General features: G+C 53.4%; 26 protein-coding genes and 1 other annotated feature. Of the genes, 24 read left to right on the forward strand and 2 right to left on the reverse strand.

Translation table 11 applies throughout. The features are described from left to right. Positions 1 to 263: 263 nt before the first annotated feature. Entirely contained in the window at positions 264 to 1568 is a 1305-nt protein-coding gene (locus SK3146_RS30180) for an N-acetylmuramoyl-L-alanine amidase (protein WP_249862254.1), read from the reverse strand. Between the two features lie 124 nt (positions 1569 to 1692). On the opposite strand from SK3146_RS30180, the gene SK3146_RS30185 reads away from it, so the two are divergent. From SK3146_RS30185 to SK3146_RS30270, 18 genes are all read left to right on the forward strand, one after another. Next, a complete protein-coding gene (locus SK3146_RS30185; protein ID WP_249862255.1) occupies positions 1693 to 1935 on the forward strand; it encodes a DUF4321 domain-containing protein in 243 nt (80 codons plus the stop codon). A gap of 115 nt (positions 1936 to 2050) precedes the next feature. Then, positions 2051 to 2656 (forward strand): Maf family protein, encoded by a 606-nt coding sequence (locus tag SK3146_RS30190; RefSeq protein WP_249862256.1) that lies wholly within the window; start codon positions 2051 to 2053, stop codon positions 2654 to 2656. Positions 2657 to 2713: 57 nt separating this feature from the next. Next, positions 2714 to 3403, forward strand: a complete 690-nt coding sequence (gene radC, locus SK3146_RS30195; RefSeq protein WP_249862257.1) for a RadC family protein — start codon at positions 2714 to 2716, stop codon at positions 3401 to 3403. A 169-nt stretch (positions 3404 to 3572) separates the two neighbouring features. Further along, complete coding sequence (locus SK3146_RS30200) at positions 3573 to 4607, forward strand: rod shape-determining protein (RefSeq protein WP_249862258.1); 1035 nt, start codon at positions 3573 to 3575, stop codon at positions 4605 to 4607. A gap of 35 nt (positions 4608 to 4642) precedes the next feature. Then, entirely contained in the window at positions 4643 to 5512 is an 870-nt protein-coding gene (gene mreC, locus SK3146_RS30205; protein ID WP_249862259.1) for a rod shape-determining protein MreC, read from the forward strand. Continuing rightward, positions 5509 to 6036: a rod shape-determining protein MreD gene (mreD, locus tag SK3146_RS30210; RefSeq protein WP_249862260.1), complete on the forward strand. Its 528-nt coding sequence runs from the start codon at positions 5509 to 5511 to the stop codon at positions 6034 to 6036. Before mreC ends, mreD begins: the two co-directional genes overlap by 4 nt. Positions 6037 to 6106: 70 nt before the next feature. Further along, positions 6107 to 6757 (forward strand): septum site-determining protein MinC, encoded by a 651-nt coding sequence (minC, locus tag SK3146_RS30215; protein WP_249862261.1) that lies wholly within the window; start codon positions 6107 to 6109, stop codon positions 6755 to 6757. Positions 6758 to 6775: 18 nt separating this feature from the next. After that, positions 6776 to 7570 (forward strand): septum site-determining protein MinD, encoded by a 795-nt coding sequence (gene minD, locus SK3146_RS30220; protein ID WP_249862262.1) that lies wholly within the window; start codon positions 6776 to 6778, stop codon positions 7568 to 7570. Positions 7571 to 7576: 6 nt separating this feature from the next. After that, a complete protein-coding gene (locus SK3146_RS30225; RefSeq protein WP_249862263.1) occupies positions 7577 to 8722 on the forward strand; it encodes an FtsW/RodA/SpoVE family cell cycle protein in 1146 nt (381 codons plus the stop codon). Between the two features lie 198 nt (positions 8723 to 8920). Next, the gene (locus SK3146_RS30230; RefSeq protein ID WP_249862264.1) at positions 8921 to 9820 is read left to right on the forward strand and encodes a M23 family metallopeptidase; all 900 of its coding nucleotides are present in this window, start codon (positions 8921 to 8923) and stop codon (positions 9818 to 9820) included. After that, positions 9813 to 10697, forward strand: coding sequence for a M50 family metallopeptidase (locus tag SK3146_RS30235; protein ID WP_249862265.1), 885 nt, complete (start codon positions 9813 to 9815; stop codon positions 10695 to 10697). Before SK3146_RS30230 ends, SK3146_RS30235 begins: the two co-directional genes overlap by 8 nt. A 23-nt stretch (positions 10698 to 10720) precedes the next feature. After that, positions 10721 to 11962, forward strand: coding sequence for an Rne/Rng family ribonuclease (locus tag SK3146_RS30240; protein WP_249862266.1), 1242 nt, complete (start codon positions 10721 to 10723; stop codon positions 11960 to 11962). 64 nt (positions 11963 to 12026) lie between these two features. Further along, positions 12027 to 12113: a sequence feature (ribosomal protein L21 leader region), on the forward strand. Between the two features lie 14 nt (positions 12114 to 12127). Continuing rightward, on the forward strand, positions 12128 to 12439 hold the full coding sequence (rplU, locus tag SK3146_RS30245; protein WP_249862267.1) for a 50S ribosomal protein L21: 312 nt from the start codon (positions 12128 to 12130) through the stop codon (positions 12437 to 12439). Between the two features lie 11 nt (positions 12440 to 12450). Then, positions 12451 to 12780: a ribosomal-processing cysteine protease Prp gene (locus SK3146_RS30250; protein WP_249862268.1), complete on the forward strand. Its 330-nt coding sequence runs from the start codon at positions 12451 to 12453 to the stop codon at positions 12778 to 12780. Positions 12781 to 12801: 21 nt separating this feature from the next. Further along, positions 12802 to 13113 carry a 50S ribosomal protein L27 gene (gene rpmA, locus SK3146_RS30255; protein WP_249862269.1) on the forward strand — a complete coding sequence of 104 codons (312 nt, stop codon included), beginning with the start codon at positions 12802 to 12804 and terminating at the stop codon, positions 13111 to 13113. 125 nt (positions 13114 to 13238) lie between these two features. Then, on the forward strand, positions 13239 to 13937 hold the full coding sequence (locus tag SK3146_RS30260; protein ID WP_249862270.1) for a Spo0B domain-containing protein: 699 nt from the start codon (positions 13239 to 13241) through the stop codon (positions 13935 to 13937). A 12-nt stretch (positions 13938 to 13949) separates the two neighbouring features. Next, entirely contained in the window at positions 13950 to 15251 is a 1302-nt protein-coding gene (obgE, locus tag SK3146_RS30265; RefSeq protein ID WP_249862271.1) for a GTPase ObgE, read from the forward strand. A gap of 378 nt (positions 15252 to 15629) precedes the next feature. Then, positions 15630 to 16682, forward strand: a complete 1053-nt coding sequence (locus tag SK3146_RS30270; protein WP_249862272.1) for an anthranilate phosphoribosyltransferase — start codon at positions 15630 to 15632, stop codon at positions 16680 to 16682. A gap of 291 nt (positions 16683 to 16973) precedes the next feature. Here the strand turns inward: SK3146_RS30270 and SK3146_RS30275 are convergent, their stop codons facing one another. Next, entirely contained in the window at positions 16974 to 17477 is a 504-nt protein-coding gene (locus SK3146_RS30275; RefSeq protein ID WP_249862273.1) for an NUDIX domain-containing protein, read from the reverse strand. A 236-nt stretch (positions 17478 to 17713) separates the two neighbouring features. On the opposite strand from SK3146_RS30275, the gene SK3146_RS30280 reads away from it, so the two are divergent. From SK3146_RS30280 to SK3146_RS30305, 6 genes are all read left to right on the forward strand, one after another. Further along, positions 17714 to 18187, forward strand: coding sequence for an ACT domain-containing protein (locus SK3146_RS30280; protein WP_249862274.1), 474 nt, complete (start codon positions 17714 to 17716; stop codon positions 18185 to 18187). Between the two features lie 141 nt (positions 18188 to 18328). After that, entirely contained in the window at positions 18329 to 19816 is a 1488-nt protein-coding gene (locus SK3146_RS30285; protein WP_249861446.1) for an IS1182 family transposase, read from the forward strand. Positions 19817 to 19989: 173 nt separating this feature from the next. Next, the gene (locus SK3146_RS30290) at positions 19990 to 21276 is read left to right on the forward strand and encodes a homoserine dehydrogenase (RefSeq protein ID WP_249862275.1); all 1287 of its coding nucleotides are present in this window, start codon (positions 19990 to 19992) and stop codon (positions 21274 to 21276) included. A 170-nt stretch (positions 21277 to 21446) separates the two neighbouring features. Next, complete coding sequence (gene thrB, locus SK3146_RS30295) at positions 21447 to 22421, forward strand: homoserine kinase (protein ID WP_249862276.1); 975 nt, start codon at positions 21447 to 21449, stop codon at positions 22419 to 22421. Next, complete coding sequence (gene pheA / locus SK3146_RS30300) at positions 22418 to 23299, forward strand: prephenate dehydratase (protein WP_249862277.1); 882 nt, start codon at positions 22418 to 22420, stop codon at positions 23297 to 23299. Before thrB ends, pheA begins: the two co-directional genes overlap by 4 nt. Positions 23300 to 23807: 508 nt before the next feature. Next, positions 23808 to 25904, forward strand: coding sequence for a LysM peptidoglycan-binding domain-containing protein (locus tag SK3146_RS30305; protein ID WP_249862278.1), 2097 nt, complete (start codon positions 23808 to 23810; stop codon positions 25902 to 25904). The last annotated feature ends 166 nt before the right edge of the window (positions 25905 to 26070 follow it).

Below are 26070 nucleotides of genomic sequence, written 5' to 3' on the forward strand. Positions count from 1 at the left end.
TCAAACAAAGACGAACGGGATCAGCCTGACGGCAGCCCGTTCGTCTTTGTTTGGTTGTTTAGGAAATGATGCGCAGCCATATCCTGTGGAAATCCGGGTTCTCCCCCGAAAGGAAAGTCTACCCATAGAACGATCCCAGAGGAATGGTTAGACGCCGATCCAGCTTAGGCTGGATGCGGGCGGAATAAGCTTCAGAGCATCAATGTCACTTGTTCCTAAGGCGGCTTGGCGCGAGCGCCTGGCAAGCTGCCTGAAGCTTCGCGTCACTTCGGCGACGCGGTTTTTTCGCTTTGCACGTAGCGGTCGAGCAATGCCGCCGCTTCGGCGCGATTCATGCGGCGGTCCGGCATATACCGGTCCGCCGTCATGCCGTCGATCCAGCCGGCCTGCTTGAGGCCGGCGATCGCCTGCGCCGCCCAGTGCTCGGGCGGCACGTCCCGGAACGGCTGCGGCGCCGTGCCCGCAGCGGCGGTGCCGTCCAGCGGCAGCGCGAGCCGCTGGAACATCGCGGCCACCTCCGCGCGCGTGACCGGCTGGTCGGGGCGGAGCGTCCCGTCCGCGTAGCCGTCCAGCACGCCGGCTCTGACGGCCTTGTTCAAGGTAGCATAGGCCCAGTGTCCCGGGGCCACGTCCTTGAAGCGTTCCGTCGCGGCGACGCCGCTGCAGGCGTTCGGACCGTACACCTCGCCGGTTACGGTGCCGCTTGCCGCGCATTGGCCGGTCGCGGCGGAAGCTTGGGCCTTCGACAAGTCGAAGACGCGGTCCAGTAAAGTAACCCATTCCGCGCGCGTCAGCTCGCGATCCGGCTGAAACTGGCTGCCGACGCCGTCGATAATGCCGAGCTGCTGCAGCCGGGTGATCGGCTCGCTGGCCCAATGGCCGCGAATATCGGTGAACACGGCCGATTTGCCGTCAAGCGGCATATAATTTTCGATGCCAAGGGCGATTGCCTTGGCCATCTGCGTTCTTGCTTTGTCGCTAGCGAGCAAATCCGCGTCCTGCGCGTTGGACAGAAACGCCGTCTCTACGAGGATGCTCGGGATCGTTCCCATTCGCACGACGTAGACGGAGCTTTCCATCAGCCCGAGGCTGCTCGTGCCCGTCGTCTCAACAAACTTGTCCAATACGGACTGCGCAAGCTTCCGGCTCTCTGGCGTCAATGCCGCCATTTGCGGACTCGCGGGGTAATCCGCCTGAGGATAGGCGGAGTCGTAATATAAGACCATAGCGCCCCGGCTCGCGGGATCGAAATAAGAATTGGCGTGAACCGATACGAACAGGTCCGCATGCTGCGCGTTGGTAAAATCGACCCGGTCTTTTAAAGATACGTAAGTATCGTCCGTCCGCGACATAGCCACTTCATAGCCCTGCTGGGTCAAAAAATCCTTTAATTTGCGGGCAATATCGAGATTGACGGTTTTTTCATACAGGCCGTTTACCCCGACAGCCCCGGGATCGGAGCCTCCGTGGCCTGCATCCACAACGATTTTTGCGGCGAAGGACGAGGTCGGAAGAGTCATCCACAGCGCTAGGAAAAACAAGATGATAGTCAATGGCCGACGCTTCAAAACGAATCCCTCCTCATTTCATTGTACAAGGCGCCGATGCCCGTTGTAAGCAGGTAACATTCTCCAAATCTATGCTATAATGACGGAGTGAGCATACATTTCGGTAGAGGAACGGGAATTCGGAATGAAAAAGAATACATTTACTTTTATTTTATTGCTTATCATAGGATTAGTAGCCGGAGCGCTGGTCGGCCAGCTGCTGGCGCCTGTGCCCGGACTGTCGTTTTTGACGAAGTCCGTCGAGCTTGCCTGGGAGCCGCGGGCGGATCTGCTTGTGCTAAAATACGATTTTCACATCCAATTGAAGCTGAATTTGATCAGCCTGCTCGGCCTGGCGGCGTCCTTCTGGATTTACCGGAAGCTGTAGCCGCCTGACGGCTCGGTTTGAATCATTCGGGAACAAACGAGCGAAAGGGTCATTTGTTTACCGCGCCAATGGCTGGGACTCGCCTCCATACTTTTCGAAACCAAGGAGATTGTATATGTCGAATTCGGGACAAAAAAAATTGATACTCGCGTCTTCGTCGCCGCGCAGGCAGGAATTGATAAGATCGCTCATGCTGCCTTACGAAATCCGCGTGAGCGACGTGAACGAAGATACGGAGCCGGGGCTTAGCCCGGCCGGCATCGTGGAACAATTATCCAGTCGCAAAGCGGCGGCTGTCTGCGAAATGTATAAGCAAGAAAACAAGAGAGAAGGCATTGTGATCGGCTCCGATACCATCGTCGTGCTGGACGGCGCCGTTCTCGGCAAGCCGAAGGACAAGGAGGACGCCCTGCGCATGCTGACGGCGCTGCAGGGCAGAGCTCATCGGGTATACAGCGGCGTAGCCTGTATCGATCTGGAGTCGGGACAAGAGGCGGTTTCTCATCAGGTCACATTAGTTTACATGAAGCCGTTGACGAGGAGCCAGCTTGAGCGTTATATTGATACGGGCGAGCCGATGGATAAGGCGGGCTCTTATGCGATTCAAGGGCTCGGAGCCACGATCGTCGAACGGATCGAGGGCGATTATTTCAATGTCGTCGGCCTTCCGCTGTCGCTGCTCAGCGATATGCTGAACGGTTTTGGCATTGCTGTTATTTGAGTCTTCGTCATGCTATAATGAGGGTTCAATGACTTTTTTAACGAAAGAGGGGAATGAATGGAATCGCCCAATTTGACATTGCGCGATGTCCCAAACGAAGAACGACCAAGAGAACGCATGATGCAGTATGGGGCTCAAGCATTAAGTAACGCGGAGTTGTTAGCTATTCTACTACGTACGGGAACCGTGCAGGAATCGGCCGTTCATTTGGCGCAGCGGCTGCTGAGCCAAGCCGGCGGATTGCGGAACCTTGTCGATATGAGCCTGCAGCAATTAACCGAGATCAAAGGAATCGGAGAGGCCAAAGGACTTCAAGTTCAAGCGGGCATCGAGCTTGGGCGAAGACTGGCGCGCAGCGGGATGACCGAGACGGTCACGGTTCGTTCGCCCGAAGACGTATCCGGTTTAATGATGGAGGAAATGCGTTATTTGCAGAAGGAGCATTTCGTATGCTTGTTCTTAAACACAAAAAATCACGTTATTGGGCAGGAAACGCTGTCGATGGGCAGTTTGAACGCATCGATCGTGCATCCGAGGGAAGTGTTTCGGGCGGCGATCAAGAGAAGCAGCGCTTCGATCATTTGCGTGCATAACCACCCGAGCGGCGATCCTACTCCAAGCTCCGAAGACGTTCAAATGACGCAGCGGCTTGTGGAAGCCGGCGATATCGTAGGCATCGACGTGCTCGATCATGTCGTGATCGGCGACCGCCGTTACATAAGTTTGAAGGAGCAAGGTTTGATGTAATATAATAGTTACAGATGAGGAATTTTCCTCATTTTTAAAGAAAATGAAGGTTAATACGGGACAGAGAATGTCAGCTTTTGCCCGGATCGCTATACATGCAAGATGTGTCGGAAACGGGTCTTTTGCAGTTTGTTTGGACGTGCAGTCATAAAGGAAGGGAGTACCAAAAATGTTTGGTGGTTTTACGAAAGACCTGGGGATCGATCTGGGCACAGCAAATACATTGGTCTATGTGAAGGGGAAAGGCATCGTCGTGCGGGAGCCGTCCGTTGTGGCGCTGCGCACCGATACCAAATCCATCGAGGCCGTAGGCAACGACGCAAAAATGATGATTGGCCGTACTCCCGGAAATATTCGCGCAGTCCGTCCGATGAAGGACGGGGTTATCGCCGATTTTGACACGACATCTACGATGATCAAATATTTTATACGCCAGGCGCAAAAGGACCGCTGGCTGTTCCAGCGTCATCCGAGCGTCATGGTATGCGTGCCTTCCGGCATTACCGCCGTGGAAAAGCGTGCGGTGGAGGATGCGACCCGTCAGGCGGGAGCCCGCGACGCTTTTACGATCGAGGAGCCGTTCGCGGCTGCGATCGGCGCGGACTTGCCGGTGTGGGAGCCGACGGGCAGCATGGTCGTCGACATCGGGGGTGGAACGACGGAAGTGGCCGTCATTTCGCTCGGCGGCATCGTAACGAGCCGCTCCATCCGCGTTGCGGGGGATGAGATGGATGATGCCATCACGCAATACATTAAACGGACTTACAATCTGATGATCGGGGAACGCACTGCGGAATCGATCAAGATGGAGATCGGGTCGGCGCTGCCGATGGACCCTTCGGTTCGCTTCGAAATTCGCGGCCGCGACCTGGTTAGCGGTTTGCCTAAGACGATGGCGGTGACTTCCGATGAAATTACCGAGGCGCTGAGCGATACCGTATTCAGCATTGTCGATGCGGTGAAGGTGACGCTGGAGAAATGCCCTCCCGAGCTGTCGGCCGATATTATGGACCGCGGCATCGTGCTGACGGGCGGCGGCGGCTTGCTGCGCAATCTGGACAAGCTGCTGTCCCGCGAAACGGGAATGCCGGTGCTGGTTGCCGAAAATCCGCTTGACTGCGTAGCTATCGGTACGGGAAGAGCGCTTGAAAACATCCACCTGTTCAAAATGAAATCGGGTCCTACGAGCAAATCCAGACGTTAAAAATATGAAGCGGTAAAGGTTAGAAGGTGTATGCTTTGAAATTATTGGGGAATAAGAGGCTGCTCATCCTAATGCTTGGCCTCATTTGTTTCATCGCCCTGATGGGCTTGACGCTGGGAAAACGGCAGCAAACGACCTGGCCGGAGAAATTTTTGGGCGATACGATTTCATGGACACAAGGATTGTTTTATAAGCCCGCTGGCTATATAGCGGGTTTCTTTGAGGATATGAACCAAATGCGTACGATCTTTATCGAAAACAAAGTATTGAAGCAGACGTTGACGAAATATGCGCGCGACACGACGCGGCTAAACGATCTTGAGCAGCAGAACAAACGGCTGCAGGAAGCGCTCGGCTTTACCGAACGGCAGAAGCAAGCCAACAACTACACGTTCCGGATTGCCGAAGTGGTTGCGCTGAGCCCCGACGCTCTGAACAATACGGTTCGAATCAACCTGGGAGAGAAGGACGGAGTCAAGCCGAATATGGCCGTTGTCTCGGTAGACGGTCTGGTCGGGCGGGTCATGCAGACGTTTTCGTTTTATTCGAACGTTCAGCTGCTCAGCGGAGTCGACGATACGGCCAATACGTCCAAGGCGATTTCCGTCACGATCAAAAATCGCGAAAACGAGTCGTTCGGCATTATCGAGAGCTACGATCCTGCCAGCCAGAAGCTGATCATGACCAAAATCGACCCGAACGATAAGCTGCAGGTCGGGGACGAAGTCATCACATCCGGACTGGGCCAAGTGTTTCCGAAGGGGATTCCGGTAGGCAAGGTGATTTCGCGGAAGCCCGGCAACTTCGGCATTTCCCATGAAGCGGAGATTCAGCCTTACGCGCGATTCGACCATCTGAGAGAAGTATTTGTAGTCATTGTTCCGGAGCAGGAGGAAACCCAGTGACGCGGAAGTGGTTATGGATTATCCTCGGGGCGCTGTTTATTTTGGAAGGAACGCTGCTGCAATGGCTAATTCCCGGGGTATGGCAATCCAGAGTTTACGTGGCGCCGCATTTTATACTGGTTATCGTTCTTTATATCGGACTCTATGTCAATCGGCATACCGCGCTTTGGTACGGGCTTATTTTCGGCCTGCTGCAGGATATCATGTACTACTCGCCTATGCTTGGGCCGATCTCGTTCGCTCTCGGCTTGACCGGTTATTTGGCGGGCCTCACGCACCGCAGGCTTTATTCCAATATTGTCGTCAGCATGCTGGTTATTGTTCTCGGCAACTTGGCTTACGAATTGATCGTATACGGACTGTACCGTTTGTTCCAGACAACGCATCTGGATTTGCAATGGGCTTTCCTCCATCAGATGCTCCCAAGCGCTCTGATCAATCTTCTCTTTGCCCTAATCGTGTATGTCCCGGTAAGAAAGCTTTTTGAGGGCATGCACAGCGGGTCTTCCGCCTCGGAGGAATAATTTTCAGCGAAAAAGAAGGAGATCTGCTGAAAAAAGCCGAAATGTATAGGCTGGGAGGTTGGAGGAGTGTATGGCCGCAGTTAAGCATCATGTGACGATAAAAGGTGTCAAGGACGGGCTTGTTTTTTTGCTCGACGACACCTGCGAGTTTGGAGAAGTGTTAAGCGAGCTTCAGCATAAGCTGGAGAAAACCCATCAGCAAATATTGACGGGCCCGATTATTCACGTGCATGTGAAGCTCGGGAAGCGGGCCGCGTCGGATGTGGAAAAGGAACAGATCCGCTCGATCATCTCGCAAAAGGGGAACCTGCTGATCCAATCGATTGAATCGCAAATTGCGGACCCGATGGAGTCCGTTTTCCATATGCCGGAAATCAAGCTGGTGAGAGGCATTGTCCGTTCCGGGCAAACGTTGACGGAAGAGGGCAATCTCTTGTTCCTCGGGGATGTGAATCCGGGCGGCAGCATTATTAGCTCGGGCAGCATTTATATTATGGGTTCTCTGAGGGGGCTGGCCCATGCCGGCTTCGACGGCGACGAATCGACGGTTATCGCCGCGTCCCATCTTCGGCCGACGCAGCTTAGGATCGCTTCGGTCATCAGCAGGCCGCCGGACGAATGGGGCATTAACGAAGCGTTCATGGAGTATGCCTACGTCAAGAACGGCAAGATGGAAATAGATAAAATACACCATATGCATAAGATGGTTGCAAAGCAGTAAGAAGAGGGAGTGGACCGTATGGGAGAGGCTATCGTCATAACTTCGGGGAAAGGCGGCGTCGGCAAGACGACCACATCCGCCAACATCGGGACGGCACTGGCGCTGCAGGGTAAAAAGGTATGTATGGTGGATACCGATATAGGCCTGAGAAACCTGGATGTCGTCATGGGGCTTGAAAACCGGATTATTTACGATTTGGTGGACGTGGCGGAAGGCCGCTGCCGTTTGGCGCAGGCGCTGGTCAAGGACAAGCGCTTCGACGAGCTGTACATGCTGCCGGCCGCACAGACCAAAGACAAGCATTCCGTCTCCCCGGAAGCCGTTCGCGATATCGTTCTTGAGCTTAAGCGCGACTTCGAATTCGTCATTATCGACTGTCCTGCGGGAATCGAGCAAGGGTTTAAGAACGCCGTCGCGGGTGCCGACAAGGCGATCGTTGTAACGACCCCGGAGAATGCCGCCGTAAGGGATGCCGACAGGATCATCGGATTGCTTGAGAACGAGCGAATCGAATCCCCTAAGCTGGTCATTAACCGCATTCGCGCGAATATGGTCAAAAAAGGCGAAATGCTCGATATCGATGAAATCTGTTCCGTATTGGCCATCGATTTGCTCGGGATCGTTCCGGACGACGAGTACGTCATTAAGGCGGCTAATATGGGCGAGCCGACGGTGATGAACCCTAGTTCCCGGGCCGCTATCGCCTATCGCAACATCGCGCGGCGCATCTTGGGAGATACGGTGCCTTTGCTGCCTATGGACGAGAAACAGGGCGTGCTGCACAAGCTGAAGAAGTTTATGGGAATGGGATGATCGGGTTTGCTGCATAAACTGAAGAAAATAGACATTCCGATCGTAGTCATTTTGCTGGCCTTTATGGTCATCAGCACGCTGCTCGTTTACAGCGCGACGCTCGATGATCCGAATATCGTATTTGACATGAAAAAAATCGTTACGATTTACATTATCGCCATTTTAGCGTTTATCGGCGTGACCTTCGCGGATTATCGCGCCCTGGTGAAAATATCGCCTTACCTGTATATTACAGGGCTCGCTCTGGTGGCTGCGGTATATAAATTCGGCATGGAAATTAACGGGGCGAAGAGCTGGTTCTCGCTTCCGGGAGGCTTGCTGTTTCAGCCGGCCGAATTAATGAAGCTGCTGCTCATTATCGGGTTGGCGGCCTTTTTGGCCAGAAGGGAAGGCGATCCGCTGTTCTTCTGGAAGGATGTCGTCCCGGTCGGAGCCATCGTGATTGTGCCTTTCGTTTTGGTGCTTATCCAGCCCGATTTGGGGAATGCGATCATTTTTCTCGTCGTCTTCGTCGGCATGCTGTGGATCGGGAACGTTAAATATTTCCACTTTTTGATCGGAGTAGCCTTGGCCGTAGCAGGGCTGATGCTGTTCCTTTATTTGTTCGTCCACTACCATGATCCGATCAAAACGTTTTTTACCGAGCAGGGCAAGGGGCACTGGGTCGCCCGGATCGATACGTTCATCGACCCCGATTCCGCCACCAAAGACCAGAAGTTCCAGGTCGACAACTCGATAAAAGCGATCGGCTCGGGAGGATTAACCGGAGAAAAATATTTGCAGGGGACATCGGTGCACAGACATTTCATTCCTTACGCCTATTCCGATTCCATCTTTGTCGTATTGGCCGAGGAGTTTGGATTCGTCGGTTCTTCCGTGCTTCTGCTGCTGTATTTTATTTTGATTTACCGGATGATTTTAATTTCGATTCAATGCGGAGACAAGGCGGGGGCTTATATCATTGTCGGCGTCGTTTCGATGTTCGTCTTTCAGATTTTTGAGAACGTCGGCATGCTGATCGGCATTATGCCGCTAACCGGTATTACGCTGCCGTTTATAAGCTACGGCGGTACGTCGCTGCTGATTAATATGGTTAGTATCGCTCTGGTGATGAGCATTCGCGTTCATCAGGAGAAGGAGCCGAGCTATTGAAAAATGAGTAACACTCTGTGCGCTGCGCAGGGTGTTTTTTTTGTATTGGTATGGAGGTCGCTATTCCCCGGTTTGCATCGATAAATAGCTTTTCTCTCATAATCGCTTGTCCCGGCTCATAAGATGAGAGTATACAAGCCCGGACTGTATCCGGCTGGCGATGAAGGTTCGGCGCTAATTTCGGGGAGGAATCGAAGCATGAACACCAAAAACAATATTCGTCAAAGAAGGTTGGAACGCATAAGAGAGCTGCAGGAAGGGGCGGATCGCCGCGTTCCTTCCATGGCCGCTTTTCCCCCGAAGCCTTCTCCTCAAGATGGATATCGCTTGCAGGATCAGAGGCCGGAGGAGCTGCGGGGGACGCCGCTTGGCGAGGAGAACCAGTGGAACGATCCCGAATACGTATGGAAGCGGAAATGGCAGCAGGATTTGGGTCGGCAGGATTACGAATACGACGATTACCGCTCGGGCGGCAGCAGGGCCGCACCTCCCAAAGGCGGCTTGCGCTGGAAGCTGGTCGCCAGCTGCGTATTGTTCGCGCTCATTTGGGGATTGTTCCAATGGAACGATCCGCTCGCGAACAAGGGCAAGGCGTGGGTCAGCTCGGCCCTTAACGAATCGTTCCAGTTTCAATCGGTGGCGCTTTGGTACGAGCGCCAATTCGGGGGGCCGCCGTCGCTCCTGCCGGCGCTGAACTCCATCAAGCAGGAGGAAGCGCAGAAGGTGGATGCGGTGTCGAAGCATTATTTTTCACCGGTTCAAGGCAAAATTATCGCTCCTTATGAGACAAGCCACTTGGGGATTACGGTGGAAACGAAGCCGGATATCCCGGTGGCCGCGATGGATACGGGACTTGTCGTTTATGTAGGAAACAAAGAGGATACCGGTTATACGATTATTATCCGTCACACCAACGGCATGCAATCCGTGTACGGCTGGGTGGAGCAGGGCAGAGTTGCGCTTAACGACTGGATCAAGGGCGGTGAGACGATCGGGACGGTGTCCAAAAATAGCAGCAAGCAGACAGGGTATTTCTATTTTGCGGTGTCCAAGGATAATAAGTTCGTCAATCCGGCGGATGTGGTGAATTTTGATTAAATGGGGCTCGCTCTTCGGGGTTAGACTGCGGTTTCATCCGCTGTTTTCCATCGTCATTTTATTATCGGTCCTTGCGGGGTATTTTATAGAGACGGCTACCTTATTCGTCATTGTGCTCGTTCATGAATGGGGCCATGTGGTAGCGGCCAAAAATTTCGGCTGGCGCGTCAAAGAAGTTCAACTGCTGCCGTTCGGCGGGGTGGCGGTCGTGGAAGAAATGGCCAGCGTCCCGGTCTGGCAGGAAATTATTGTAACGGTGTCAGGTCCGCTGCAAAATGGTATGATGATCGTAGCGGCTTTTGCGCTGCAATCGGCAGGCTTTATCTCCGGCGAATGGGGCGCCTACTTCATTCAGGCGAATGTGTTCGTCGCTTTGTTCAATTTGCTTCCGATCCTCCCGTTGGACGGAGGGAAGCTTATGCAGTCATTGCTCAGCCTGTGGCTTCCTTATCAGCGGGTTATCGCGCTTAGCTGCGTCGTCTCCCTTGTTTTCAGCGGGCTCATGATAGCGGCGTCGGTGCTGCATATGCTGTACGGCGGCTTGCAGATGAATTTGCTAATGATCGGCTTGTTTTTATTTTATTCCAATTGGTACGCATACAAAGGCTTGTCCTATCATTTTATGCGCTTCCTCATTCACCGGGAAAATTCGTTGAACCGGCTGATGAATAGCGGGACGCTCGCCCGGCCTATCGTCGTCCACGGAAAGCGCAAAGTGACGGATATCGTCCGCCTGTTTATGCGGGAGAAGTACCATCTCGTTTACGTGATGGATGAGCGTGGGACGATACGCGTCGTGCTTCCCGAACAGCCGCTGCTGCAGACGTATTTCAATGAATCGAAGCGGGGAAGTGCGATTTCCGAGCTTTTCATGTAAAATGAAGTCCGAGGTGGAAAAACATGAAGCGTATTCTTGTTCAATGCGGACAGGACCAAATCGAAGTGGCAGTTATGGAGAACGACAGATTGGTAGAGTACGACAGTGAATTTCGCGGAGCCGAGCATTTGGCCGGCAATATGTATATGGGCCGTGTCGTGAACGTGCTGCAAGGCATGCAGGCGGCTTTTCTCGATATCGGATTGGAAAAAAACGCATTTCTATATATTGATGACATTCTTCCCGCACACCTGGAAAAGCATCCGAAGCAAAAACCTCCGATTACGGAGCTCGTTCAGGTGGGACAAGCGCTGCTTGTTCAGGTGGTCAAAGAGCCTGTCGGCAACAAGGGAGCGAGGGTGACGACCCATTACTCCATCCCGGGCCGGTGGGGGGTCTATATGCCGAGCGCCGATTACGTAGGAGTGTCGCGCAAGATTGAGAACGAGACCGAGCGGGAGCGGCTGAAGCACGCGGCGGAGAAACGGCTGATTCCGGGCGAGGGATTTATAGCCAGAACGGCTGCGGAGGGCGTTCACGAGTCGCTGATCGCTTCCGATCTGGAGGATCTCAGAAAACGCTGGCAGGCCGTAGAAGAGCTTTCCAGGCAGCAGGGGAATGTGCCGCGGAAAGTGTATACGGATTTCGGGCTGCTGCCGCGCTGGATACGCGATGTATTCCGGGACGATGTCAGCGAGCTGCTCGTTAACGATCAAGAGGCTCACGACTCCATTTTGTCGCTGATTCGTCCGGTATCCCCTACGCTGTGCGACAGGGTCAAACGTTACGGCCAGCAGCAAGCCTCGCTGTTCTCGCGCTTTCATGTGAAGGAACAGCTGGAGAACGGCTTTAAACGCAAAATATGGCTCGATAACGGGGGATACGTCGTCGTCGACCACACGGAAGCTCTCACGGTATTCGATGTCAATACGGGGCGGTATACCGGCAGCGTCGATTTGGAGCAGACGGCCAGAGATACGAATGCGCTGGCCGCGCAGGAGATTGCCAGGTTGCTGCGGCTTCGGGATATCGGCGGATTGATTATTATCGATTTCATCGATATGAACGTGCCTGCCCACCGCCAGCATGTTCTGGATAAGCTGGAGCAGGAATCGAAGAAGGACCGGACTAAAACGGTCATTGAAGGCTGGACCCGGCTCGGTCTCGTCGAAATGACGCGCAAAAAAGTGCGCGACGGCAAGGACAAGCTGACGATGCGCCGATGTACGGCATGTGAAGGCAGCGGCTGGGTGGCGAACAAATAAGTTTTGTCCATATAGGCATTGCAATCATTTATCCTCTATGGTAGAATATTCAGGTATGTTGCAAAACATGCTGTAACCGCGCGAAGCGGGTTGGAAGCACGCATTCCTTGCCGGAATGAGTCACCTAGCTTAGGCGAGTCTGAGACATGAGGGAGGTGCAACGAAATGTACGCAATTATTGAAACGGGTGGTAAGCAATACAAAGTTCAGGAAGGCGATGTTCTTTACATCGAAAAACTGAACGCTGGCGAAGGCGAGTCCGTTACTTTCGACAAAGTATTGGCTGTATCCAAAGAAAGCGGTTTGGTGGTTGGAGCTCCGGTTGTTTCCGGCGCTGCTGTATCCGCAAAAGTGGAAAAGCACGGTAAAGGTGAGAAAATCATCGTTTACAAATACAAAGCGAAAAAGAACTACCGTCGCAAGCAAGGTCACCGTCAGCCTTACACTAAAGTCGTGATCGAAAAAATCAACGCTTAAGGGATAAGGATATGATTCGGGTAACGATCAAACGGAGGCCGGGCGGCCGGATCGAGTCGTTCCGGGTAAAGGGCCACGCGCTGTTTGACAATCCGGGCAAGGACATTGTCTGCGCTGGAGTGTCCGCAGTGACCGTGGGCACCGTTAATGCCGTCGAATCGGTGCTTGGAGTCGAGCTGCAGGCAGATATGAAAGACGGTCTGCTGGATGTGAGAGTTCCCGAGCGGCTGGACGAGGCATTGAGCGAAAAGGTGCAACTGCTGCTGGAATCGATGGTCGCTATGCTGCAATCGATCGAACAATCGTATGGTGAATATATAGCTTTGCAACAATCCAAATAATGAAGAAGGAGGTAGACAACCATGCTACAATTAAATCTTCAATTGTTCGCTTCCAAGAAGGGTGTAGGTTCCACGAAGAACGGTCGCGACAGTATCGCGAAACGTCTTGGCGTGAAACGCGCTGACGGTCAAACCGTTACTGCGGGAAGCATCCTGGTTCGCCAACGCGGCACCAAAATTCATCCAGGCAATAACGTAGGCATCGGTTCCGATGACACGTTGTTTGCAAAGGTAGAGGGCGTTGTGAAATTCGAACGTCTGGGTCGTGATCGTAAGAGAGTTAGCGTCTACCCTGTTGACGCTGCTCCTGTGGCTGCGGCTGTAGAAGTTTAATACGTCATCGACGATAACCCCGGCGATTCAGTGTCGCTGGGGTTTTTTTGCAATCGATCGAGAGTACTCGAAGGTATGAAGTTGGTGAGGAACAAGGTGGCGAGCAGTGATCTTTTTCGTACAACATGCTATACTGGAAGAGTTACGATCAAGTGCGGATCGGAGAGGTTACGGGAATGATATCGAATGAACGCGATAACGAGCCGAATAGGGGATTTTCATGTCTCCCTACAGGAATGCCGCTTAGCGAGGAGCAGGAGACGGAGCAGAATCTGCGTTTCATCCGTTTGTTAAACCATTACCGTCATGATTGGATGAATGAGATTCAGGTGCTGTTCGGTTACGTGAAATTAAAAAAATATGATAAATTGGCGGACCTTATGGAAAAAATAAAACATAAGGTGCAGCAGGAAAGCTATATTGCCAAACTGGGCGTGCCCGATCTGGTTGTATACCTGCTTTCTTTTCAAACCGAGGTTAAAGAGGTCGGCCTGGATATTCGGCTGGATCAGGAAATTCATCTCGATGAGCTTCCGGTGGACACTCGCCGGATCAATAATTTGATGTCGGGCGTCATGGATGCTTTCAAAGAGAATGCGCGCAAATATGCAATGGATGAGGCGCACCGGTTAATACTTCGGCTGGAAAAGACGCCCGGCACATTGTCCGTAACGTTCGATTATCACGGGCAGGTGGAAGTGGCAACGTTAGGCGCCGCGCTGGAACGTGTCCGTTCGCAGTCGGTACCGGCGGAGTATTGGGAGACCTTACAGTGGGAAACTAATCAGGCAGTTGTCAAGATTGCGCTGTCCTTAAATACATAAAGAGGTGGATTCATGTTTGTAGATAAAGCGAAGATTTACGTTAAAGGCGGTGACGGAGGAGACGGGCTCGTTGCGTTCCGCAGAGAGAAATACGTTCCGGAAGGCGGTCCGGCCGGCGGCGACGGCGGCGATGGCGGGGATGTCATTTTTCAAGTGGACGAAGGATTGCGGACGTTGATGGATTTTCGTTATCAGAAGCATTTTAAAGCCGACCGCGGAGAGAAGGGCCGCAACAAAAGCCAGCATGGGGCCAACGCCGACGATATGATCGTCAAGGTGCCTCCGGGAACCGTCGTGATCGACGACGATACGCAGGAAATCATAGCGGATTTGACCCGTCACGGCCAGCGCGTCGTGATCGCCAAAGGCGGGCGCGGCGGAAGGGGCAATACCCGTTTCGCTACGCCGAATAACCCGGCCCCGGAAATCGCCGAGAACGGGGAAGAAGGCGAGGAGCACTGGGTCGTGCTGGAGCTTAAGGTGATGGCGGACGTCGGTCTGGTCGGATTTCCCAGCGTCGGGAAATCTACGCTGCTGTCGGTCGTGTCCGCGGCGCAGCCGAAGATCGGCGCGTACCACTTCACTACGCTTACGCCTAATTTGGGCGTCGTGGACGTCGGAGACGGCAGAAGCTTCGTCATGGCGGATTTGCCGGGCCTGATCGAGGGAGCCCATCAAGGCGTCGGCCTAGGGCATGAGTTTCTGCGCCATGTCGAGAGGACGAGGGTCATCGTTCATATCATCGATATGGCGGCGACGGAAGGACGCGATCCGTTTGAAGACTGGCAAAAAATCAATGAAGAGCTGAAGCTGTATAACAGCAAGCTGGAAGAGCGCCCGCAAATTGTCGTAGCCAACAAAATGGACATGCCGGATGCGGAGCTGTATTTGGACGAATTCACGAAGCGGCTTGACGAAGTAAAGCCGGGGACAACGATCGTTCCGATTTCGGCGGTTACGAAGAAGGGCGTGCAGGAGCTGCTCTACAAAGTGGCCGATCTGCTCGAGACGATTCCGGAAATGCCTCTGGTCGAAGAGCTCTCCGATCTGGCGGAGAAGAAAGTATACCGTCTTGCTTCCAAGGAAGAGGACGATTTCACGATCCGTAAAGACAATGAGGATTTTGTTATAGAGAGTCCGAGCATCGAGAAGCTCATGAAGCGGACGAATTTCACGACCGAAGAATCGGTTCTGCGGTTTGCCCGGATTTTGCGGAAAAAAGGGATCGACCAAGCGCTGCGCGAACGCGGAGCCAAGGACGGACAAATCGTGCGGATCGGCGATTTCGAGTTTGAGTTCGTCGAGAGAGAATAGCCCTGAACGGATAACAAAATGATAAAGCACCAACACTCATGTTACTATAATGTGAGGTCGGTGTTTTTTTTGTTTAATTATTAATCATTTTACCGGCAGAAACAATCAAATTTTATCGAAAAAGGCATTGAACAACACGAATTTCGCATGTATAGTGTATAATGTGAACAATTCTAACATATACAAGACGCGATTTTATGGGGAAAGCAGCAGGGGAACAGGGAGTTTAGTATGAAGTCGAGCTTAAAAAGTTGCAGAGTAGGGCCATATCCCGATTTTAATGTCATAATATATCCGGTTATATGTTAGTTTATGCCTAGTATGGCTAAGTCTGCCGAGTCCCGGCGATCTTCCGCAGATTTGAAATGAGGTGACAGCATGAAGGAATGGATAAACACGGTCGGCGCAGGCAAGCTCGGTTCGCGCCATTTGAGCTATGACGAGGCGGTCGCCGCCGCCCATGCGATCGCCCGCGGCGAGTCGACGGATGCGCAAACCGCCGCTTTTTTAATGGCGATGCGAATGAAGGGCGAAGCGGACGAGGAAATGATGGGATTTATCGACGTGTTCCGCAAATACTCGCTGCCGTACCGCTCGTTCTCCGATTCGTTGAACTGCGCCGGCCCTTACGACGGGCGCCGCTACTTCCCAATCACGCTTCCGGTCAGCCTGCTTATCGCTTCCGTCGGCTTTCCGCAGGTGCTCCACGGCAGCGATTCGCTTCCTCCGAAGCTGGGATTATCCTTAAAAGAGCTGCTGGAGGGGCTCGGCATTCAAGTGGAGCTGGACGCCAAGCAATGGGAAGATATATTCGCCGAACTGCATATCGGCTTCATGCGGACGGATTCGATCTGTCCTCCGTTCGGCCGCATCCGCCATGTTCGCGAGCAAATCGGACTGAGGACGTTTTTGAATACGGTGGAGAAAGTCATCAATCCGGTCCATTCCCAAAACATCATTATCGGAGTGAACCATAAGACGGCGATGACCCATCTGATCCGTCTGCTGCCGCAATCCGGCTTCGAGACGGCTTTTATCGTACAGGGCATCGAAGGGTCCGAGGATTTGCCGATTTACAAAACGAGCTCTATCCGCAAGGTGACGCCATGGGGAGACGAATCGAACAGCGTGGACCCGACGATCTTCGGGTTTCGCGGCGATCCGTTCGAGAAACGCGGCAAGGACGAGCAGCTCCGGCTGCTTGCCCGCGTTATACAGGGCGACGATTCGGACGAAGTGCGCAACGAACGCGAGCATGTTATATTTAACGCGGGCCTAAGGCTGTATTGGTTCGATAAAGTAGGCAGCTATGAAGAAGGCTTCCAGCTAGCCCGTTCTCTGCTTGCGCGCAAGGAAGCCTTGAAGCTGCTGGATAAGTGGCGGGAGCTGAGCGGCAAAAGCCAATTCAGCCCGAAAAGGCAGGCCAAATAAACGGTAACGCCGTAACCGTACAGGCAGGCTTCGACACGGTGTCATAGCTCGCTTGAGATGCAGCTTACCGTCCCTCCACCGTCATGGCCGGATTTCCGGAACCGAGGGCCCGTTGCCGTTTCAAACCCCCAAACACCGCTTATAATGGCAAGAAGCGTATGAAAAAATAAATGCTCCTCTTAAGCAGACAGGTTACAATTCAGCCTGCTGCCGTAAGAGGAGCATTTTTCATGGCGAATCAGCGGCGTCGCGCGTTCAATAAGCCGGCCGTAAGGCGCGCAAAGCCGTTACTCAGTTCATCACGGGATCGACAAGCGGGGTCCAATGGACTGTAGGCGATGCCGAGGCGGATATCCCGGCGGTTCCGATCCAAATATGCGGCGCGGGTCCGTGGGAGAAATAATGTTCGAGCAATGTGTGGAAAATAAAGGGAATTTCTCTTTGCAGCACCTGTTCGCGGGGAATCCAGTACAGGATGCCTTCGTCGGTTTGCAGCACATCCCTGCGCGCCGATTGCGCCGTATAGATGAACTGCTGACGAATTTCCTGGCGGTTTTGGCGGATCAATATATATTGCAGCTTCATCTCGGTAAGCTCAGACGGCTGCAGTCCGGTTTCTTCATATATTTCCCGCAGGCAGGCGTCCAGCGGATCGTTGATTTCTTCCGGCTCCATATGGCCGCCTACGACAGCCCACATGCCGGGATTTAAAGTACGGGTCGGCGATCGCTTCATCATCAGCAGGTCGCCGTCGTTAAACAGCATGGCCGTTGCCATCATTCTTGCGCGGATCAAGAAACTCCTCTCCTTTACTGCGTCGATGGGATCGTTATGCGGATGCGGCTGACAGCCCGGTTATAGAGGCGTGTCTCATCAAACCTTACCATGAATCGCTTAGGCATGACAGGGTACAGATGTGGAAACTTTATGAAAGTCGGCCGGCTTGGAAAAAGCCTATTGCCGGAATCCGACATTTTCGTTATAATGTCCACTATGAAGAAACAATCGTCTTTTTGGAGAGGACTGTTAACGTGCTGGATAAAAAAGATCCGGAGACCAAGCCTGAAGGACATGAGCGTTATTTTTTAGTCAGGGAAGACATACTGCCTGAAGCGCTGGTCAAGACCGTGCAGGCCAAGGAATTGCTCGCACGCGGCGAAGTGAAGACGATTCACGATGCCGTCGAACAGGTGGAGCTGAGCCGCAGCGCCTTTTACAAATATAAGGACGGTATTTTCCCTTTAAACAAGCTGGAGCGGGAGCGGATTGTGACGATCTCGATGGATCTGGAGCACAGGTCGGGGATCTTGTCCCGGGTGCTGGCGATGATTGCCGGTCTGGAAGGGAACGTGCTGACGATTCACCAGACGATTCCGCTGCAGGGCGTGGCCAACGTCGTCATTTCGGTGGAGACGTCGCAGATGGCCGAGACCGTCGCGGGGCTGCTTGATCGGTTACGTGAGCAGGACGGCGTGACAAGGGCTCATTTGGTTGGCCAGGGATAAGCGATTGGAAGATCAAATGGGCACCGCAGGGGCTTTTCACCACGCTTCTTTAGGAGTCTGTCCGACGAAACAGGAAAAGCATAGTTTCGTCGCGAAACTTAACTGTAATCTGTTTATCTGGTAAAAAAGGGTGTGTGGTTTATGGCAAAATTTAAATCTTACTCCACGGAACAAGGTGAATTGTTTCCGATGTATTTGAGCGATTGGATCCCTGAAGATCATTTAGTGCGGCTTGTTAGCGACATCGTGGATCAGTTAGATCTCACGGTCATGACAAATCGGTATTCCCATCGCGGAGAAGAAGCCTATCACCCCGCCATGCTTTTGAAGTTATGGTTCTATGGCTATGCTACGGGTGTGTTCACCTCCCGGACCCTTCGTCAGGCTATGGATGAAAATATTCCTTTTCGTTGGCTATGTGGCGGCCATCGACCGGATTTCCGTACGCTCAGCGATTTTCGAAAGGATCACCTCGAATCATTACCGGGACTTTTCAAACAAGTGGTACACATCGCCATACAGCTAGGGTACGTGTCCCTCGGTCATGTCAGCATCGATGGTTCGAAGCTGAAAGCCCATGCATCGAAGCATAAGTCGATGTCGCGAGATCGGATGAACCAGGAAATCGAGCGTCTGGAAAAGGAAATCCGCGAAGCTCTCGAGCAAGCCGGCCAGATAGACGACCAAGAGAACGAAGAGCCCCTTTCGCTGTTGCCGGAATCGGTGACCAATCGCCAATCCCGACTTGAAAAAATCAGAGAGGCGCTCAGACAGTTGGAAACTCGCAAACCGGTAGAGGAATCGAAGACACCGGACAAAGATCAATTTAACTTTACCGATCCAGATTCCCAAATCATGGATACGAAAACCCAAGGCGTCATCCAAGGATATAATCCGCAAATTGCCGTAGATGCGGATCAGGGATTCATCGTCGGACTGCAGATGAACCCTAGCAGCAGCGACCAACACCAATTCCAGCCGGTGCTCGGTTCCATCCGCAACATAACGGGAAAGGTGCCCGAGAAAGTGAGTGCGGACGCAGGGTACTTTAGTGCGGACAACATTCAGGCGGCGACGAAGGCCGAGACCGACGCCTACATCGCGGCAACCCGTGAAAACAAGCAGCACGGGAATCCGTACGATAAAACCAACTTTACGTATATCCCGGAAACGGATACCTATGTGTGCCCAGCGGGACAAACGCTGATCCACAAGTACACATACTATGAAAAGGATCCTCAAAAAGCGACTCAATGGGTGTATATGAGCGATGCCTGCCTGACCTGCCCGTTTCAAAAGGACTGCGTTAAGTCCGGATCCGGTAAACGAAGGGTCAAACGCAATGAAGGCGATCCGATCCGAGAAGCCATGAGAACCAAAGTGCAAAGCGATGCCGGTAAAGACATTTACCGGTTACGTAAAGCCATCGTGGAACCCGCGTGGGGGCAAATGAAAGAATGTCAGGGCTTTCGTCAGTTTCACCTCCGTGGCGAAGATAAGGTTGAGGGTGAGTTCGTCCTTTTGGCTTTAAGCTATAATTTAAGAAAGCTTCATTCTGCCAAATATCCCAAACCATCCACGGTGTATAAACGGGAGAGGTCTGCCCAAAAACGTAAAAAAGCGGCGTAACTCCCACAAAGGCAAAGAAAGACACAGTGATTATACTCAAATCGTGATGAAAAATCATTTGAAAACCGAGTCTTACTCCGAAGGGACCTACAAAAGTAACTCCGTCGGACAGACTCTTAGGAGAATGGTGAAAAAGCGGCTATCGCCAAGCGAGATGAAGGAGGAGACGATATATGAAACCAATCAAAGTAGGATTACTCGGGCTAGGTACCGTCGGAACGGGCGTCGTCCGTATAGTGGAAGGGCATCAGCAAGACTTGGAGAGCCAAACCGGCGCAGCGCTGGAAATTTCTCGAATTCTTGTTCAGGATAAAAATAAATCGCGGAGCATCGCCATCAGCCCGGATAAGCTGACCGAAAGCCCGTGGGAGGTTATCGACAACCCGGAGATCGATATTGTCGTCGAAGTGATGGGCGGCGTCGACCTGGCGAAGCAGTACATTCTGGAAGCGCTGGAGCGGGGCAAGCATATCGTTACGGCGAATAAAGATTTAATGGCGCTGCACGGCCAGGAAATTTTGGCCAAAGCGTCGGAGAAGGGCTGCGACGTATTTTACGAAGCCAGCGTAGCGGGCGGCATTCCGATTATCCGCACCCTGGTGGAAGGCTTCTCCTCCGACCGGATTACGAAAATTATGGGCATCGTGAACGGTACGACCAATTACATTTTGACGAAAATGAGCCAAGAGGGTGCGGCTTATGCGGATGTGCTGAAGGAAGCCCAGGAGCTCGGTTATGCGGAAGCCGATCCGACCTCGGACGTAGAAGGCTTCGACGCGGCGCGCAAAATGACGATTCTCGGCACGCTCGGTTTTCATGCCAACGTCGCTTTGAGCGACGTGTCGGTAAGTGGCATCAGCCAAGTGAGCAAGGAAGACATCGCCTATGGCAAACGTCTCGGCTACGAAGTGAAGCTGCTCGGCATCGCCGAGCGCCAGGACGACCATATCAGCATCAGCGTGCAGCCGACCATGGTGAAGCAGTCGCATCCGCTGGCCTCCGTGAACGGCGTATTCAACGCGGTATATGTTTATGGCGAAGCGGTCGGCGAGACGATGTTCTACGGACCGGGAGCCGGCGAAATGCCTACGGCGACTTCGATCGTAGCGGATTTGGTTGCCGTCGTGCGCAATCTGAAGCTCGGCATCAACGGAAAGCGCGGATATACTCCGTATAAGGAGAAGAAGCTGAAAACCGACGAGCAAATTTCGTCCAAAAACTTTATTTTGCTCCATGTCGAGGACAAGGCGGGCGTGCTGGCGCAAATTACGCAGGTATTCGCCGAGCATGAGGTTAGCCTGGAATCGGTGCTGCAGCATCCGAACAAGCTGAATCCGAAGGCGGAGATTATCATTATCACGCATGATGCGAATCAGGCGTCAATGAAAAACGTGCTCAAGGCGTTCGAGACGATGGATGTCGTTCATTCGATCAAGAGCGTCTACCGGGTTGAAGGCTGATTCTCCGGCAAAGGCGATGACCGAGAAGCGGGAGAAACCGTAAAGCAATGAAGCTAGAATTATCCGCAGATGAAAACCGCCGGACGGCAATCTCGGCCTGAAGCTTGCGTTGGAGCGAGGCGAAGGGCGGTTCCGGCCGGCAAAAAAGCTTGAAGGGTATGGGACGATTCATGGACATAATCGGTAAAAAGGTGAGAATCAAAGTGCCCGCCACTACGGCGAACCTCGGACCCGGCTTCGATACGCTGGGCATGGCGCTCGATTTATATATGTGGATTGAAATGGGCGTTGCCGATAAGACGGCCGTTCATCTGATCGGCGATCAAATGTCGGGTCTTCCGACGGGCAAGTCGAATCTGGTTTATCAAGTGGCCCAGCAAGTATTCGCTAAAGCGGGTGTGGAGCATCCTGAGCTGGAAATTTCGATGTACAGCGACATTCCGCTCACCCGCGGCCTCGGCAGCAGCGCTTCCGCCATCATCGGCGGGATGGCGGCGGCCAATGCGCTCATCGGCAGCCCGCTGTCCGACGACACGCTCTTCCAGATGGCGACGGCGCTGGAGGAGCATCCCGACAATGTCGGCCCGGCGCTGTTCGGCGGCTTGGTCGTCGCCTTCTGGGACGGCGCGCGCGCGGAGCATATTCGCGTCGAGCCCGACGACAGGCTGGAAGCGCTGGTGGCTATCCCGCACTTTGAGCTGCTCACGGAGAAAGCGCGGCAAGTGCTGCCGCGCGAGCAGAGCCTGGCGAATGCCGTCTACAACGTAGGGCATTCGTCCGTGCTCGTGGCCGCCTTCTGCACCGGGCGGCTCGATATGATCGCCGGCGCGATGAAGGACGCGCTGCATCAGCCTTACAGGGCCCCGCTCGTGCCGGGCCTGTCCAAAATTTTGGCCGAGGCGACGGATCACGGGGCCCTCGGCGTAGCCTTGAGCGGCGCGGGCCCGACGATGCTCGCGCTCGTGGAGCGGGGCAGCTCCCGCAAGGCGGAGCTGGAGGCGTTTCTGCTCGGCACGCTGAAGGACGAGGGCATCGAAGCCACGCTCATGTGGCTGAAGCCGGACAAGAGCGGCGTACAGGTGTTGACACACTTTGATGAAAGTTGTACATTATTCGAAAACATCAAAGGAGAGGTCCGCGCATGAAGCGAATTGCGCTTTTAGGTCCGGGCACGTTCACGGAAGAATCGGCGGATTATTATTTGGGTAGAAATCACTTCGATTATGTGAACTGCAAGCTCATAGACGATGTCTTTATGTCCACCGTCAACGGACAAACCGATTACAGCGTCATCCCCATCGAGAATACGTTCGACGGTTCGGTGAGCCTCCATTTGGACTGGCTGGTGCATGAAGTTGAGCTGCCGATGCAAGCGGAATGGGTGTACCCGATTTCCATCAATCTGCTTGGCGTTGCAGGCTTCGGAGCGTCGTTGGAAGCAGGCTGCAGCGGACTGAAGAAGATCGTTTCCCATGGCGTTACGCTGACCCAATGCCGGCAATTTTTGCGTCAATACTTGCCCCATGTCGAGCTGGAGCAGGTGGGCAGCAACGGCGTAGCCGCCCGCATGGTCAAGGAGCTGGGCCGTTCCGACGTGGCCGCTCTGGCCCCCGCCAGCGCCGGCGCGCTGTACGGATTACATACGTGGGCGCAGGGAGTGCAGGATCATTATAATAACTTTACCCGCTTCGTTCTGGTGGGTTCGGAGCCGCTTCGCCTGCCGGAGAAGACAAGCGCGATGGTCAAAACGACGATTATCGTGACGCTGCCGGACGATTACCCGGGCGGGTTGCATCAACTGCTGTCGGCTTTCGCCTGGAGAAGAATCAATCTGTCGAAGATCGAATCGAGACCAACCAAGAAGAAGCTGGGAACTTATTATTTTTATATCGATATAGAAGCGTCTATGGATTCGGTTCTGCTGCCTGCGGCATTGCAGGAAATCGAAGCGATCGGTTGTCAGGTTCGGATCTTGGGCAGCTATCCCACCTATTCGTACGAGCCCGAGGGCTCCAAGGTATAGAAGAAAAGGGATAAAGCCGATTTTACAAGCATACAATGAGCAGAAAGCACCTTCGCTCCTTCAGGGGCGGCAGGGTGTTGCTGCTCTTTTTTGCGTTGCCCGGAAAGCGATGTCAGCCGGATTCTTGAGGCTAACCGGGGATTCTCCCCGGAAGGCGTGGCCAACCGTTTGAATCATCCCGGCGGAACGGTCAAACGGCGATCAAGCCGCAGCTTGATGCGGACGGATCGGCTTCGAAGCATTGCGCCGCTTTTAGGGGCGTTCTTCCGTTGCACGCTTATTTTTTTCCCGCGATTATGGTCAAATGCCTACCGACTTGCATAAACTGTATTGTTATTTTGTTTTGGCACGCGCGATGCACGGCTTTTATTTCCGTCAATGGCAGCTTAAGAGCTCTTAGGCAGTTCCCGTGGTGCTATGCGAAAAAGAGAAACGGCAGTCCGCAAGCGCTAGAGGAAGCGCGCGGGAAGATGCGTTTCTCCAAGAACATGTTAAGGAGGTTTATGCATTGAAAATCCATATGGTGAAGAAAGGCGAATCCCTCTACCAAATCGCACAAAAGTATAATGTTGATCTGGATAAGTTGATCGAGCTGAATCCGCAAATCGCTGATCCCAACGTCATTGATGTGGGCATGAAGGTGAAAATCCCCAATGCTCCGAAGCCGGTGGAACCGCCGAGCGACTATCTTTACAAACATACGGTAGTACAGGGGGATACGCTGTGGAAGCTGTCCAAAGCATGGAACATTCCCCTGAATGATTTGATTGCGGCTAATCCGCAGCTCAAAAATCCGAATGTGTTGATGACGGGAGATGTCGTATTTATTCCGAAAACGGGCGGCGGGCATCATCACCATCATAATCAGCAATCGAACCAAAATACGTATCCGTACCCCCACCACCCGGACAAAAAGAATACGGCTCCTATCGAAACGAAACCGGCAGAGCAAACGCCGGCGCCTGAAGCTCCGAATTCGAACGTTTCTCCGATCACGGAAGTGCCGCAGCCGAATGTCGAAATGCCTGTCATGCCGAATATGAACCAAGGCCCACAGTTTATGCCGGAGATGACGGCGATGCCGAATATGAACCAAGGTCCGCAGTTTATGCCGGAGATGGCGGCGATGCCGAATATGAACCAAGGCCCGCAGTTTATGCCGGAATCGACAGCGATACCGAATATGAACCAAGGTCCGCAGTTTATGCCGGAGTCGACGGCGATGCCGAATATGAACCAAGGTCCGCAGTTTATGCCGGAGTCGACGGCGATGCCGAATATGAACCAAGGTCCGCAGTTTATGCCGGAGATGGCGGCGATGCCGAATATGAACCAAGGCCCGCAGTTTATGCCGGAGATGACGGCGATGCCGAATATGAACCAAGGCCCGCAGTTTATGCCGGAAGCGACAGCGATGCCGAATATGAACCAAGGCCCGCAGTTTATGCCGGAGATGACGGCGATGCCGAATATGAACCAAGGCCCGCAGTTTATGCCGGAGATGACGGCGATGCCGAATATGAACCAAGGTCCGCAGTTTATGCCGGAGTCGACCGGCAAGCCGGAGATGAACCAGGCTCCGCAGTTTATGCCGGAGATGACGGCGATGCCGAATATGAACCAAGGTCCGCAGTTTATGCCGGAGTCGACCGGCAAGCCGGAGATGAACCAAGGTCCGCAGTTTATGCCGGAGTCGACCGGTAAACCGGAGATGAACCAGGCTCCGACATTTAGTCCGGAATCTACATTCATGCCAAGCTCGAACCAAAAGCCGCAATATGTTCAAAGCGAACAGACCATGCCGCAGCAATGGGGGCCGCCGCCGGGGCCGCTTACCGATAACGCATTCGGTATGATGCCGCAGGCGACGCCGAATATGCCGTTCCAGCAGCCTTCTGCGAATTTGTTTCAGCAGTTCCAGGTTCCTGCCGTAGAAGCGATGTCGTACAATCAGCCGAATTTCAACGCTTGGCCGCAGCAGCAGCCGCCATTCCCGCCTATGCAGGCTATGCCGTCGGCCAATCAAATGCCTTATCAAAACTTCGCGGCGCCAATGGCTTCGTATCCGCAATTCGGACCGAATGCAGGCGGCTGCGGCTGCGGAGGCCAAGTATCGCCCGCTTTTGATCAGGCGATGCCGTATGGTTACGGGCCTCAAATGGAGAATCCGTTTATGGCTCAGTCGGCAGGCCAGCCGTTCCCGGGCATGCCTTTTCCCAACATGGGAATGCCCTTCCCGAACGCGCCTTATCCGACGGCGGTGAGTCCAACTTCCGAAGCGCCTTGTTATCCGTTTGAACCGGCGATGAATACCGCATTTCCCGGACCGGTTTATCCTATGTACGGTCAGCAGGTTTCGCCGTTCTCGGCTCCTTTCGAGGAAGGGCCCTCAGGCAAATCCAAAGGCCGCGACGATGAAGAGCAAGAGGAGTATGACTCACAGGTGACGATCTCCCGCAAGGCGGAGCAGACGACCGCGAAAAACGCCAAAAAAAAACGTAAATCCCCGGAAGCGGCCATTAGCCGGCTGGTGAAAAATACGCGCCGCAACCGTTCGGGATCGAACAAATCGACCTCCCAGAAAACGCCGTGGATTAACCTGTAATCAGAAAAATACCATGATAGGCCGCAGGCCGGAAGCGAAACGCTTTCGGCCTTTTCGGCGTGTACAGAGCAAGGGGATCGGAGGGTAGAAAGGACGATTATTCGGCATCGGTATAATCATTCGTATCCATGGGAAAAATAGTAAAAACATCATACTGACGTTAGAA

This window comes from Paenibacillus konkukensis (genome assembly GCF_023523925.1).
Taxonomy (GTDB): domain Bacteria; phylum Bacillota; class Bacilli; order Paenibacillales; family NBRC-103111; genus Paenibacillus_S; species Paenibacillus_S doosanensis.

What these genes read in the sequence shown, in the direction of transcription:
- SK3146_RS30185 (WP_249862255.1), top strand. Translation starts at nt 1,693, where the DNA reads ATGAAAAAGAATACATTTACTTTTATTTTATTGCTTATCATAGGATTA.
- SK3146_RS30190 (WP_249862256.1), top strand. Translation starts at nt 2,051, where the DNA reads ATGTCGAATTCGGGACAAAAAAAATTGATACTCGCGTCTTCGTCGCCG.
- radC (WP_249862257.1), top strand. Translation starts at nt 2,714, where the DNA reads ATGGAATCGCCCAATTTGACATTGCGCGATGTCCCAAACGAAGAACGA.
- SK3146_RS30200 (WP_249862258.1), top strand. Translation starts at nt 3,573, where the DNA reads ATGTTTGGTGGTTTTACGAAAGACCTGGGGATCGATCTGGGCACAGCA.
- minC (WP_249862261.1), top strand. Translation starts at nt 6,107, where the DNA reads ATGGCCGCAGTTAAGCATCATGTGACGATAAAAGGTGTCAAGGACGGG.
- minD (WP_249862262.1), top strand. Translation starts at nt 6,776, where the DNA reads ATGGGAGAGGCTATCGTCATAACTTCGGGGAAAGGCGGCGTCGGCAAG.
- SK3146_RS30230 (WP_249862264.1), top strand. Translation starts at nt 8,921, where the DNA reads ATGAACACCAAAAACAATATTCGTCAAAGAAGGTTGGAACGCATAAGA.
- SK3146_RS30240 (WP_249862266.1), top strand. Translation starts at nt 10,721, where the DNA reads ATGAAGCGTATTCTTGTTCAATGCGGACAGGACCAAATCGAAGTGGCA.
- rplU (WP_249862267.1), top strand. Translation starts at nt 12,128, where the DNA reads ATGTACGCAATTATTGAAACGGGTGGTAAGCAATACAAAGTTCAGGAA.
- SK3146_RS30250 (WP_249862268.1), top strand. Translation starts at nt 12,451, where the DNA reads ATGATTCGGGTAACGATCAAACGGAGGCCGGGCGGCCGGATCGAGTCG.
- rpmA (WP_249862269.1), top strand. Translation starts at nt 12,802, where the DNA reads ATGCTACAATTAAATCTTCAATTGTTCGCTTCCAAGAAGGGTGTAGGT.
- SK3146_RS30260 (WP_249862270.1), top strand. Translation starts at nt 13,239, where the DNA reads ATGCTATACTGGAAGAGTTACGATCAAGTGCGGATCGGAGAGGTTACG.
- obgE (WP_249862271.1), top strand. Translation starts at nt 13,950, where the DNA reads ATGTTTGTAGATAAAGCGAAGATTTACGTTAAAGGCGGTGACGGAGGA.
- SK3146_RS30270 (WP_249862272.1), top strand. Translation starts at nt 15,630, where the DNA reads ATGAAGGAATGGATAAACACGGTCGGCGCAGGCAAGCTCGGTTCGCGC.
- SK3146_RS30285 (WP_249861446.1), top strand. Translation starts at nt 18,329, where the DNA reads ATGGCAAAATTTAAATCTTACTCCACGGAACAAGGTGAATTGTTTCCG.
- SK3146_RS30290 (WP_249862275.1), top strand. Translation starts at nt 19,990, where the DNA reads ATGAAACCAATCAAAGTAGGATTACTCGGGCTAGGTACCGTCGGAACG.
- thrB (WP_249862276.1), top strand. Translation starts at nt 21,447, where the DNA reads ATGGACATAATCGGTAAAAAGGTGAGAATCAAAGTGCCCGCCACTACG.
- pheA (WP_249862277.1), top strand. Translation starts at nt 22,418, where the DNA reads ATGAAGCGAATTGCGCTTTTAGGTCCGGGCACGTTCACGGAAGAATCG.